Here is an 11716-nt window from a genome sequence, read left to right as displayed (position 1 = left end):
CGCCCGCGCACGCCGCGCACACGCCGGCATGCGCAGCTGCGGCGTATCCTCGGACGCCTTATTCGACGAGGGCTGGGAGAATGCCGATGGGCGGGAAATTCCGGATCGAACACGACAGCATGGGTGAACTGCAGGTGCCGGCCGAGGCCCTGTGGGGGGCGCAGACCCAGCGTGCCGTGCAGAACTTCCCGGTGTCGGGGCAGCGCATGCCGCGCGCCTTCATCCGCGCGCTGGGGCTGATCAAGGCCAGTGCCGCCGAGGTCAACACCGGGCTCGGGCTGCTGCCCAAGGGCGTGGGCCGGGCGATCCGCGCCGCGGCCCTGGAGGTGGCGGCCGGCGCGCACGACGCGCAGTTCCCGGTCGATGTCTACCAGACCGGCTCGGGTACGTCGTCGAACATGAACGCCAACGAGGTCATCGCCACGCTGGCCAACCAGAGCGGCAAGGCCGGCAAGGCCCACGTGCATCCCAACGACCACGTCAACCTGGGGCAGAGTTCCAACGACGTGATTCCCACCGCCATCCGCGTCTCGGCGCAGCTGGAAACGGTGCAGACCCTGCTGCCGGCGCTCCGGCACCTGCGCCGCGCCATCGACAGGCGCGGGCGGGCGCTGGGCAAGGTGGTGAAGACCGGCCGCACCCACCTGATGGACGCGATGCCGCTGACCTTCGCGCAGGAGTTCGGCGCCTGGTCGGCGCAGCTGGAATCGGCGCAGGGGCGCATCGAGGACGCACTGAAGCGGCTGCGCCGGCTGCCGCTGGGCGGCACCGCGATCGGCACCGGGATCAATGCCGATCCGCGCTTCGGCGGCAAGGTGGCGCGGGCGCTTTCGAGCGCCACGGGCACCCGTTTCGAGAGCGCGCAGAACAAGTTCGAAGGCCTGGCCGCGCAGGACGACGCGGTGGAGCTGTCCGGCCAGCTCAACGCGCTGGCGGTGGCATTGATCAAGATCGCCAACGACCTGCGCTGGATGAATTCCGGGCCGCTGGCCGGGCTGGGCGAGGTCGAGCTGCCGGCGCTGCAGCCGGGCAGTTCGATCATGCCGGGCAAGGTCAACCCGGTGATCCCGGAAGCGACGGTGATGGCCGCGGCGCAGGTGATCGGCCACCACACCGCGATCACCGTGGCCGGGCAGACCGGCAACTTCCAGTTGAACGTGGCGCTGCCGCTGATCGCGGCCAACCTGCTCGATTCCATCCAGCTGCTGTCCAGCGTGATGACCCTGCTGGCCGACAGGGTGTTCGCCGGGCTGGTGGTCAAACAGGAGCGGGTACGCGAGGCGCTGGCGCGCAACCCGATCCTGGTGACCGCGCTCAACCCGATCATCGGTTACGAGAAGGCCGCGGCCATCGCCAAGCGCGCCTACCGGGAACAGCGCCCGGTACTGGAGATCGCCCGCGAGGACAGCGGCCTGCCGGAAGCCGAGCTCAAGCGCCTGCTGGACCCGGCGGCGTTGACGCGTGGGGGCATCCACGACCATTGAGGGCGCCGGAACCCGGCGGTTGCGGTTGCCGTCGCGGCTGTCCGCGGCACGACGCGTGGGCGAGCATCGGCGCCGGCGCGATCGCGGCATCCGCGCATCCATGATCGCCGCGCGGTATCCGGCATTCTGTTTCCATGCAGCTCGCGCGGGCGGTGCCGGCATTGCTGGAGGCCGGCGTTCTGCCTGCATGCCGGGTTCGCCGCATCGCCGGCAGCGGGCGGGCCCGGGCGGTGCGTCGGCACCCGGTGACCTGCGCTGACGGCCCGCGCGCGGTTCATGCTACCGCGGCCGGGTGAGCGGCCGCGGCGCGGGATTCAGCGCAGTGCGCGCGGGTTGGCCAGCGCTTCGCCGTACTGCTTGAACTCGGGAATGCGCTCGGCCAGGTCCGGCGGGAACGGCGTTTCGCCGGCGGGCACGTCCAGCGGGATGGTGCGGCCGCTGGCATCGGCGGGCGCGGTGGATTCGGTCAGGGTGTTCTGGCGCAGGATCTGCAGCTTGACGAAGCTGGTCCGCAGCAGCGCGCGCTGCGCCTCGTCGAGCGGGATCTCGATGTCATCCACGCGCAGCCTGCCGTCGGGCAGGATGTCCAGGTTCGGGTAAGGCGCACGCCGCACCGACACCATGTTGGCGCCCACCTCCATCTTCGGCTTGCTGCGCTCGGCGCGGTGGGCGGTGTACTGCTCGCGGTCGCCGCAACCGGCGACGGCGGCGATGCAGGCCAGCAGGAGGGACAGCAGCAGCTTGTTCATGGCGGGGTGGAGCGGTACGGCGGGGGAGCGCCGATTCTACCGCTCCCCCGCCGCCGCCGGTCAGCGTGCCGTCACCCGGCCGTTGCGGCATTCATCGATGTCGCTCTGGTCCATCTTCGCGTAGGGCTTGAACTCGGGGATGGCCGCGGCCAGGCGCTGCTGGGTGGCGAGCATCGCCGGCAGCTGGTCGCAGATCCGGGTGGTGCTCTGCTCGAGCTTCCTGGCCTCGTCCTCGATCCGCTTCTCGATCTGCTCGGTGTCGCCGGAGAGGACGCCCTTGAGCGCCTCGCCGGCGGCGCGGACGCCAAGGTTGGCACCCTGCACGCCGATCTCGATGCCGGCCTCGGCGACCTGGACGACCTGCGCGCGGTACTCCAGCAGGAGCTTGCGCTGGGCGTCGTCGACCGCGATCTTGCGGCCATCGATCAGCAGGTCGCCGGCGGGCGAAATCTCCACCTTGGCGCCGCCGTCGCTGGAAATGCTGATGTTCTTCTCGGTGATTTCCTTGCGCGCGCGGTTGGTCGCTTCGCGCACCTTCTGGCCGATGCTGGCTTCGCCGAGCGGATCATCGGCCTGCGGGCGTTCGCCGCAGGCAAGCAGCGGCAGGCACAGCGCCAGCGCGAGCAGGGGGGCTTTGAGGGTTTTCATGGGAGTGCTTCCGTTGCTGGCAAGAAGGGAATGTCACCGCTTTTTCGGCAGTTCCACGGTGCCGCGGATGCCGGAGTGGTCGATCGAACCGCTGCCGCTGTGCCGGACCCGCAGGCCGCCGGCATCGCGCACGCGCAGGTCGCCCGAGCCCAGGGTGCCGAGGCCGACCGTGCCGCGGACGCCGCTGATGTCGGCGTCGCCCGAGCCGATGCTGTCGATCTCCACGTTGCCCTGCACGTCGCGCAGTTCCAGGTCGCCCGAGCCGATGCTGCCGACCCTGGCATCGCCGCGCACCCCGCCGACGCGGGCATCGCCCGAGCCGATCGAGACCACGTGCAGCGCGCCGACGTTGTCCAGCTCGATGTCGCCGGAGCCGACCGCGGCGGTGGCCAGCGCCTTGATGTCGCGGGCCTTCACGTCGCCGGAGCCGACATCGGCGCTCATCGCCTGGGCGCCGCTGAGCGAGGCATCGCCGGACCCGACCTTGAGCTGCACCAGCAGCGTGTCGGGCAGCGTGCCGGTGATGTCCAGCCACGCATAGCTGGAGCCGAAGCCGATGTTCAGCCCGCGGCTCTCGCGCTGCAGGCGGACGACGAGCTTGTCGCCGACCTTTTCCTGGGTGAGCGAGAGCTGGCCGAGCAGGTCCTGGCTGGACGCGCAGGCGCGGCCGGACAGGGCGGCGCGGGCGCCGGGCGATGCCTGCAGCCGCAGGTCATGGCTGTTGACCTCGAACACCACGGCCTTGACCCCGGCCAGCGCCAGGTCCATTGCCTGCGGCTGGCTGAACTTGCAGTGTTCGTCGGCCAGGGCCACGCCCGGCAGCAGGGCCAGGGCGAACAGCAGGGGCTTGATCGTCGCGTGCTTGATGTCCATCGGGTTCCTCGGGGTCACGGCGGATGGGGGGGCGGATCGACAGCGGGGGATCAGGTGTCGTCGCGGCGCTGGCGCAGCCAGATCGCCGCGGCGATGAACACGGCGCCGACCACGACGCCGACCCACAGCTCGGGGTTGGCCAGGCCCGCCAGCTGCACGCCGGGCGAGAAGCCATGCAGCATCGACTTGACCGACTCGCCGGTCGGCGTGGGGCTGCGGTAGGCCAGTTCGATGCCCGGGGTGGCGCTGAGCAGCAGGCGGCTGACCACGTGGCCCCAGAACCAGCCGCTGTTCAGGCCGAACAGCTTCATCAGATCGAACCAGCTGACGATGACGCCGGCGAACACCGGCAGCATCACCGCCCACAGGAACGGCTTGCTGCGCGCCCAGGCCGAGCACAACAGCAGCCAGCCGGCGGTGGGCAGCGCCCACAGCGCGTAGACCGGGATCCAGGCCAGGTGGCTGGCGGCGATCGAGAACGGATTGGACGAGGCCCAGATCAGGGTCACCGGGTTGCCACCGTGGAACAGCACCACCAGGCTGATCATGACCATGAAGCCGAACATGGTGATGATGGCCGCGACCACCGCCAGCAGCGGGGCGATGACCAGCGCCCCGACAAGCTTGGACAGCACCGTCTGCGTGTCCGAGACCGGCATCGATTTCCAGAACAGCACGCTGCGGTCGCGGCGGTCGTCGTACAGCGCGCCCAGGCAATAGAAGAACACCACGAACGCCAGGGTGATGAACGGCCAGGCCGAGCTGAGCAGCAGGGTCATGTTCATGCCCTCGCCGAACTTGGCGATGTCCGCGGGGGTCATGTGCTGGGTCAGCATGCCCAGGTCCAGGCCGTTGACCTGGATGCCGTTGATGTGCAGGTCGCCGTTCTCGGCGGCGCGGCGGGCGGCGATCAGGCCGGCGATGATCGCCATCAGCGATAGCAGCAGCGAGATGCCGCCGGCCACCAGCGGCGCGCGCAGGAAGCCGCCGCGGTTTTCCCAGTACTCGCGCTTGAGCAGCCACTTGAACTTGCCCAGCGGGGTGATGTGATGGACGGCGTTCATGCGTAGGTTCCCTTCATGATGGCCACGAACAGGTCGGCAAGGCCGGGGTTGCGGGTTTCGCCCAGGGCGTCGAGCTGGGTGCGGTCGGCGCCGTCGTAGAGCAGCACGGTCTTGCCGAACGGCAGCGCGCGCTCGTCGATGGGCGACAGCTCGCGTGCGGCCTGCAGGGTGTCGGCCGATGCCAGCAGCTCGGTATAGCGCTCGGACACGTTCTCCATGTCGGCCGAGAGCACGATCCGGCCGTCGCGGATGAACAGCACGTCGGTGAGGATGTGCTCGATCTCCTCGACCTGGTGGGTGGTGATGATGATGGTCTTCTGTTCGTCGAAGTAGTCCTCCAGCAGGCGCTGGTAGAACTCCTTGCGGTAGAGGATGTCCAGGCCCAGGGTCGGCTCGTCCAGCACCAGCACGCGCGCGTCGATGGCCATCACCAGCGCCAGGTGCAGCTGCACCACCATGCCCTTGGACAGCTCGGACACGCGCTGCTTCGGTTGCAGCTTGGTGTTGGCGAGGAAGCGCTCGCAGCGGGCGCGGTCGAAGCGCGGGTGCACGCCGGCGACGAAATCGATGGCTTCCTTGACCCGGATCCAGCGCGGCAGCACCGCCACGTCGGCGATGAAGCACACGTCGTTCATCAACGCGTTGCGCTGGGTGCGCGGGTCCATGCCGAGCACGCGCAGGTCGCCCTCGAACGCGGTCAGCCCGAGCAGGGCCTTGAGCGCCGTGGTCTTGCCGGCGCCATTGGGGCCGATCAGGCCGACGATGCGGCCCGGGGCGATGGTGAAGCTGGTGTTGTCCAGTGCCGGCTTCTGCTTGTAGGCCTTGCGCAGGCCCTGGGCGGAAACGACGGCGTCGACGGCGGCATTCATGGTGTGGTCCCCGGTGGCAGCAGATCTTCCAAGGTCAGGCCCAGGCGCTGGATGCGTTCCAGCACCCCGGGCCACTCTTCATTGAGAAAACGGTCGCGCTCGCTGCCGCGCAGTTTGCGCGCGGCTTCCTCGGTCATGAACATGCCCAGGCCGCGGCGCTTCTCGACCAGGTTCTCGTCGGCCAGTTCCTGGTAGGCGCGCGAGACCGTGATCGGGTTCAACTGGTACTCGGCCGCCACCTGGCGTACCGAGGGCAGGGCGTCGCCCGGCTTGAGGACCCCGTCCAGCATCATCGCGATGACGCGATCCTTCAGCTGGCGGTAGATGGGAGCGCCATCGCTCCACTGGATATCGCTCATGGTCAGCTCCGTGGATTCAGCGACTGTGCGAATGAGAAGTAGGGCAGGGAAAGGCTGGTCCGCATCCGCCGGATGGGGCGCTTCTTCTCCTGCACGTTGGCCTCCTGCTCTTCGCCGGTGGTCCCGGCGGCATAATCCTGGACCGCGCCACGGCCGGCAGGCAGGGACAGCGTGCAACCGATCAACAACAACGTGCCGGCAGCGGTCAGTGCCGGGAGAAGATGTCGCTGGTGCCTTCGGTTCATGGCGGTCCCCCTGTGTAGGGTGGCTGGTGTTGTATGCAACTATAACACCGACACGCCGACATGCAACTCCCCTGTAACCCAACTGATGGCCTAGTCTGCGCACGAGCCGCGCACACACCCAGGAGAATTCCGATGTCTATCCGCAAATACCTGATTGCAGTGGCATTTGCCATGTCCATGGCCGGGGGGGCGGGCGCCGCCGACGGTGCCTTGCTGGACCGCGACTACCGGCCGCTTGCCGGAAAGGACCCGGTGAACCTGAACCGCGAGTACGGCGGCAAGGTGCTGCTGGTGGTGAACACCGCCTCCAAATGCGGCTACACGCCCCAGTACGAGGGGCTGGAAGCCCTGCACCAGGCGCTTGCCGGGCGCGGTTTCGCGGTGCTGGGCTTTCCCTCCAATGACTTCAAGGGCCAGGAGCCGGGCAGCGAGGCGGAGATCCAGGAGTTCTGCACGCTGACCTACGGGGTCAAGTTCCCGATGTTCCAGAAGGTGCACGTGACCGGCGCCGAGGCCACGCCGCTCTACCGCGACCTCGCCCGCCTGACCGGCGTGGCGCCGGGCTGGAACTTCCACAAGTACCTGATCGCGCGCGACGGCCGGGTGGTGGCGCAGTTCCCCAGCAAGGTGCGGCCGGACGACCCGGAACTGCGCGCGGCGATCGAGCGCGAACTCGCGCGGCCGGTGCCGGGCCGCCGCTGATGCGCGCGGCGGCGCACCGCCTCGACATCGCCGGTGTGCGTGCGACAATGGCGCCCTTCGCGCCGATGCCGGCGTCTGTTCACTTCCAGGAAAGCAGCGAATGAAGATGGGAAAGCGCGGCGCCGTGGCGTCGCTGATGATTCTGGCGTTGGCGGTCCCCGCGGCCGTGATCGCGCAACAACCTGCCGCCCCGGCGGCCACCAAGGAGAAGTCCGTTTTGACCTCGGAACGTGAAAAGATCGGCTATGCCATCGGCGTGGACGTCGCCAGTTCGTTCGAACCCATCGCCTCGGAAGTCGACGTCGCCGCGCTGCGCCGTGCCGTGGAAAACGCCTTCGCCGGCGGCCAGCCGCTGCTGTCGCAGGAAGAAGCGCAGAAGACCGACCAGGCGCTGCGCATGGCGATGATGATCCGTTCCGGCCAGCAGGTGCCGGGCATGGCGCCGGGCAGCCAGCCGCCGGCGGTGGACCGCGAAAAGGTCGGCCTGATGCTGGGCAGCTACGCCGTCGGCCCGTCGCTGGCGCCGATCCGCGGCGACATCGACCTGGACGCGGTGTTCCAGGCCATCGGCACCATCTTCGCCAAGGGCACGCCGCTGATGGACCGCCAGCAGGCGCAGGCCACGCTGCAGGCGTTCAGCACCGCCAAGCAGGCCGCCGCCGCCGGCAAGAACCGCGAGGAAGGCAATGCGTTCCTGGCCAAGAACAAGACCCAGCCGGGCGTGGTGACCACCGCCTCGGGCCTGCAGTACCAGGTGCTGCGCGCCGGAAGCGGCGAGCGCCCGATGGCCACCAGCCGCGTGCGTGTTAACTATGAAGGCAAGCTGCTGGACGGCACCGTGTTCGACAGCAGCTACCAGCGCGGCCAGCCGGCCGATTTCGGCCTGAACCAGGTGATCAAGGGCTGGACCGAAGGCGTGTCGCTGATGCCGGTCGGTTCCAAGTACCGGTTCTGGGTCCCGTCCGAACTGGCCTATGGCAGCAACGGCACCCCGGGCGGCCCGATCGGCCCGGACGCGACGCTGACCTTCGACGTCGAGCTGCTGGGCGTCCTGCAGTAACCCCACGGAGCCCCTGCACCCATGCGCGTTGCGATTTTCGGTACCGGCTACGTCGGACTCGTCACCGGGACCTGCCTGGCCGAGGTTGGGCATGACGTGGTCTGTGTCGACATCGACCAGGCCAAGGTCGACGGCCTGAACCGGGGCGTCATCCCGATCTACGAACCGGGACTGGAACCGATGGTCAAGGCCAACCATGCCGCGTCGCGGCTGGCCTTCACCACCGACGCCGCCTCCGCGATCGCGCATGGCCAGGTGGTCTTCATCGCGGTCGGCACGCCGCCGGACGAGGACGGCAGCGCCGACCTGCAGTACGTGCTGGCGGTGGCCCGCACCATCGGCCGGCACCTGCAGGTGCCGACCGTGGTGGTCAACAAGTCGACGGTGCCGGTGGGCACCGCCGACAAGGTCCGCGCGGCGATCGCCGAGGAACTGGCCGCGCGCGGCGTGGAGATCGCGTTCGACGTGGTCTCCAACCCCGAATTCCTGAAAGAGGGCGATGCGGTGGCCGACTGCATGCGCCCGGACCGCATCATCATCGGCGCCGCCAGCGACGCGCCGGTGGCGGTGATGCGCCGCCTGTACGCACCGTTCAACCGCAACCACGACCGCGTGGTGGAAATGGACGTGCGTTCGGCCGAGCTGACCAAGTACGCGGCCAACGCGATGCTGGCGACCAAGATTTCGTTCATGAACGAAATCGCCAACATCGCCGAGCGCGTCGGCGCCGACATCGAGCACGTCCGCCAGGGCATCGGCTCGGACCCGCGCATCGGCTGGCACTTCATCTATCCCGGCGCCGGCTACGGCGGCTCGTGCTTCCCCAAGGACGTGCAGGCGCTGGCCCGCACCGCCCTGCAGTACGGCCATGCGCCGCGCCTGCTCGAGGCGGTGGAAGCGGTGAACGAGGCGCAGAAGGGGCACCTGTTCGAACTGGTCCAGCGCCACTATGACCGGGGCGAGGACGAGGGCGTGCGCGGCAAGACCTTCGCGGTGTGGGGGCTGGCGTTCAAGCCCAATACCGACGACATGCGCGAAGCCTCCAGCCGCCGCCTGCTGGCGCAGCTGTGGGAGGCCGGCGCGCGGGTGCGCGCCTACGACCCGGAGGCGATGCACGAGGCCCGCCGTATCTTCGGCGAACGCGACGACCTGGTGCTGTGCGACTCGGCGTTCGCAGCGCTGGAAGGCGCCGATGCGCTGATCGTGGTCACCGAATGGAAACAGTTCCGCAGCCCGGATTTCGCCCGCATCCGCCAGGCGCTGGGCGACGCGGTGGTGTTCGACGGCCGCAACCTGTACGACCCGCATGAGATCGAGGCGGCCGGACTGGCCTATTACGGCATCGGCCGGGGGCGCTCCCTGCATGTCTGACCTGCTGCCGAGCGCCCGCGAACAGGCCCTGGAAGAACGCCTGGTGGAACTTGAAATGCGCGTGTCCTTCCAGGAGCACGCGCTGGCCGAGCTGAGCGAAGCGCTGGCCGATGCGCGCATGCAGGGCAGCCGCAACGCCGACGTGCTGCGCGTGCTGCTCGAGGACCTGGGCAAGGTGCGCAATGCGCTCAATGCCTCCGACCCGGCGAGCGAACCGCCGCCCCCGCACTACTGATACGACGTACCGCACGCATGAGCGACACTCTCCGCGACCAGCTCCTCGGGCTGGGCTTCAAGCCCGCGCCCAAGCCGGAGCGCAAGCCCGACACGCGCCGCGACGGCCGCCCGCAGGGCAGGCCGGCGCAGGCCGGCAACAAGCCCGCTGGCAAGCCCGGCCATGCCGGCAAGCCGGCGCACGGCAACAAGCCCGCCCATGGCGGCCCGCAGGGGCCGCGCAAGCCGCGTTCGCAGGAAGACATCGACCTGGCCAAGGCGTATGCGATCCGCGCGCAGAAGGAAAAGGACGAGCGCATCGAGGCCGAACGCCGGAAGCAGGAAGAAGCCCGCCTGCGCCGCGAGGCCAAGGCCCGGCTGGACGAGCTGATCAAGGACAAGGGGCTGAACGACCCCGACGCCGATATCGCCCGCCACTTTCCCTATGGCGGCAAGATCAAGCGCATCTACGTCACCGCCGACCAGCTCAAGGCGCTCAATGCCGGGCAGCTGGGCGTGCTGCAGCAGAACGGGCGCTATCTGCTGGTGACGGCCGAACTGCTGGCCGAGGCCGAGAAGATCTTCGCCCCGGCCGTGGCACTGAAGGTCGACCCCGACGCACCGGCCGGGGACGACCCCTATGCCGACCCGATGTACCAGGTACCCGACGACCTGGTCTGGTAGGTGCGGGGCTTGCCCCGCACGTTGCCTCAGCGGGCGTCGCGATGCCCGCCAGGGCATGCGGGGGACGCCCCGCGTCCACGGCGGTTCCGCTCCGGTACGAAGCAGAACGCGATCACCGCGCCGGCCAGCGCGAAGCAGCCGCCGGCGATGAAGGCCACCTTGCCGTCACCGAACGGCCACAGCTGGCCGGCGATCAGCGCGCCGAGCACGCCGCCCAGGCCCGACGAGAACCCGTAGAACAGCCCCTGGCCGTGGCCGTTGAGGTTGCCGGGGAAGTAGCGCGCCAGCAGCTGCATCGCCGAGGCGAAGAACGCGGCGAAGCCCAGGCAGTGGGTGGCCTGCGCCACCAGCATCACCGGCAGGTCCTCCGGCCACAGTGCGGTGGCCCACCAGCGCAGTGCGGCGCTGGCCATGGAGATGATCAGCAGCCAGCTGGCGTCCCAGCGCCGGAAGAAGCCGGCGATCAGGAAGAACACCGCCACCTCGAACACCACGCCCACCGTCCACATCAGGCCCAGCAGCGAGGTGCTGTAGCCATGCTGGTCCATGTACAGCGAGAAGAACGTGTAGTACGGCCCGAACGAAAGCTGCTCGAGGAACGCGGCGATGAAGAACGCCAGCACCGGCGGCCGCCGCACGATCGACCAGAAACCCTGCACGTGCGCGGCATGGGTGCCGACATGGCGGGCATAGCGGTTGGCGAAGGACGCGCCGGTCATCAGCACGAACAGCGGCAGCATCAGCCACGGCAGCAGGCCGGCGCCATGGCGTTCGATGACCCAGCCGAACAGCGTGACCACGGCGATGAAGCCCAGCGAGCCCCATACCCGGATCATGCCGTAGCGGTGGCTGTCGCTGCCCAGGTGGGTGAGGGTGATGGACTCGAACTGCGGCATCACCGCGTTGTAGAAGAAGCAGAACCCGACCATCACCGCGTACAGCGTCCACGTCGGCTGCGGCAGCAGGAAGCCGGCGAAGCTGATCACCGTCAACACGCAGCCGATGCGCAGCCAGCGGATCGGGCGCGGCGAGACCGCCGCCAGCGAGGTCCAGGTGCTGGGCGCGACCACCCGGGTGGCGTACCACAGGCTCATCATCACGCTGATCGCGGTGACGCCCATGCCGCGCGACTGCAGGTACAGGCTCCAGTACGGAGTGAACGCGCCGAGCGCGGCGTAATAGAAGAAATAGAAGCTGGACAGCCGGGCGACGGGGACCGAGGGCTGCAGCGGGGTCGGGGAGGTCATGAACAGGCGCGCGGGCGCGTAAAGCAGGGTGCCTATTGTGCGCCCTGCGCCGCGCCGCGTCCCGCCGTATTGCGCGCGGAAGGCGCGCTTGCGCCGTCCGCGCGGGGGCGGGGCCGGAGCGGCCGCCAAAGCGCCGCAGGCATCCGCT

At 69.2% G+C, this 11716-nt stretch carries 14 protein-coding genes; 6 read left to right on the top strand and 8 right to left on the bottom strand.

Annotated elements, in window-relative coordinates:
• The first annotated feature begins 86 nt into the window (after window positions 1–86).
• On the top strand, window positions 87–1484 hold the full coding sequence (locus tag ACJ7VY_RS10105; protein ID WP_409475536.1) for a class II fumarate hydratase: 1398 nt from the start codon (window positions 87–89) through the stop codon (window positions 1482–1484).
• Window positions 1485–1798: 314 nt separating this feature from the next.
• Here the strand turns inward: ACJ7VY_RS10105 and ACJ7VY_RS10100 are convergent, their stop codons facing one another.
• From ACJ7VY_RS10100 to ACJ7VY_RS10070, 7 genes are read right to left on the bottom strand one after another with little or no spacing between them, the layout of a single operon-like run.
• The gene (locus tag ACJ7VY_RS10100) at window positions 1799–2233 is read right to left on the bottom strand and encodes a hypothetical protein (RefSeq protein ID WP_104939078.1); all 435 of its coding nucleotides are present in this window, start codon (window positions 2231–2233) and stop codon (window positions 1799–1801) included.
• Between the two features lie 60 nt (window positions 2234–2293).
• Window positions 2294–2881 (bottom strand): DUF2884 family protein, encoded by a 588-nt coding sequence (locus ACJ7VY_RS10095; protein ID WP_409475535.1) that lies wholly within the window; start codon window positions 2879–2881, stop codon window positions 2294–2296.
• A 33-nt stretch (window positions 2882–2914) separates the two neighbouring features.
• Window positions 2915–3754, bottom strand: a complete 840-nt coding sequence (locus ACJ7VY_RS10090; RefSeq protein ID WP_409475534.1) for a DUF4097 family beta strand repeat-containing protein — start codon at window positions 3752–3754, stop codon at window positions 2915–2917.
• Window positions 3755–3804: 50 nt separating this feature from the next.
• A complete protein-coding gene (locus ACJ7VY_RS10085; protein ID WP_161614040.1) occupies window positions 3805–4818 on the bottom strand; it encodes a hypothetical protein in 1014 nt (337 codons plus the stop codon).
• Window positions 4815–5687, bottom strand: a complete 873-nt coding sequence (locus tag ACJ7VY_RS10080; protein ID WP_104939075.1) for an ABC transporter ATP-binding protein — start codon at window positions 5685–5687, stop codon at window positions 4815–4817. Before ACJ7VY_RS10080 ends, ACJ7VY_RS10085 begins: the two co-directional genes overlap by 4 nt.
• On the bottom strand, window positions 5684–6046 hold the full coding sequence (locus ACJ7VY_RS10075) for a GntR family transcriptional regulator (RefSeq protein ID WP_240211942.1): 363 nt from the start codon (window positions 6044–6046) through the stop codon (window positions 5684–5686). The genes ACJ7VY_RS10080 and ACJ7VY_RS10075 overlap by 4 nt, the downstream gene beginning before the upstream one ends.
• Before the next feature lie 2 nt (window positions 6047–6048).
• On the bottom strand, window positions 6049–6291 hold the full coding sequence (locus ACJ7VY_RS10070) for a hypothetical protein (RefSeq protein WP_104939074.1): 243 nt from the start codon (window positions 6289–6291) through the stop codon (window positions 6049–6051).
• A gap of 171 nt (window positions 6292–6462) precedes the next feature.
• Between ACJ7VY_RS10070 and ACJ7VY_RS10065 the strand changes: the two genes are divergently transcribed.
• From ACJ7VY_RS10065 to ACJ7VY_RS10045, 5 genes are all read left to right on the top strand, one after another.
• Window positions 6463–6993 (top strand): glutathione peroxidase, encoded by a 531-nt coding sequence (locus tag ACJ7VY_RS10065; RefSeq protein ID WP_233996378.1) that lies wholly within the window; start codon window positions 6463–6465, stop codon window positions 6991–6993.
• Window positions 6994–7093: 100 nt separating this feature from the next.
• A complete protein-coding gene (locus ACJ7VY_RS10060; RefSeq protein ID WP_104939072.1) occupies window positions 7094–8053 on the top strand; it encodes an FKBP-type peptidyl-prolyl cis-trans isomerase N-terminal domain-containing protein in 960 nt (319 codons plus the stop codon).
• 21 nt (window positions 8054–8074) lie between these two features.
• Window positions 8075–9424 carry a UDP-glucose dehydrogenase family protein gene (locus tag ACJ7VY_RS10055; protein WP_409475533.1) on the top strand — a complete coding sequence of 450 codons (1350 nt, stop codon included), beginning with the start codon at window positions 8075–8077 and terminating at the stop codon, window positions 9422–9424.
• The gene (locus ACJ7VY_RS10050) at window positions 9417–9659 is read left to right on the top strand and encodes a SlyX family protein (protein WP_104939070.1); all 243 of its coding nucleotides are present in this window, start codon (window positions 9417–9419) and stop codon (window positions 9657–9659) included. The genes ACJ7VY_RS10055 and ACJ7VY_RS10050 overlap by 8 nt, the downstream gene beginning before the upstream one ends.
• A gap of 17 nt (window positions 9660–9676) precedes the next feature.
• Entirely contained in the window at window positions 9677–10321 is a 645-nt protein-coding gene (locus ACJ7VY_RS10045; RefSeq protein WP_104939069.1) for a DUF2058 domain-containing protein, read from the top strand.
• A gap of 26 nt (window positions 10322–10347) precedes the next feature.
• Here the strand turns inward: ACJ7VY_RS10045 and ACJ7VY_RS10040 are convergent, their stop codons facing one another.
• Window positions 10348–11568: an MFS transporter gene (locus tag ACJ7VY_RS10040; protein WP_409475532.1), complete on the bottom strand. Its 1221-nt coding sequence runs from the start codon at window positions 11566–11568 to the stop codon at window positions 10348–10350.
• Window positions 11569–11716: the final 148 nt, after the last annotated feature.

Source organism: Stenotrophomonas sp. Y-13, assembly GCF_046267925.1.
GTDB classification, from domain to species: Bacteria; Pseudomonadota; Gammaproteobacteria; order Xanthomonadales; family Xanthomonadaceae; genus Stenotrophomonas; species Stenotrophomonas acidaminiphila_A.
The sequence above is the reverse complement of the archived record's forward strand: the minus strand, read 5'-3'. Positions and strand labels throughout refer to the sequence as shown.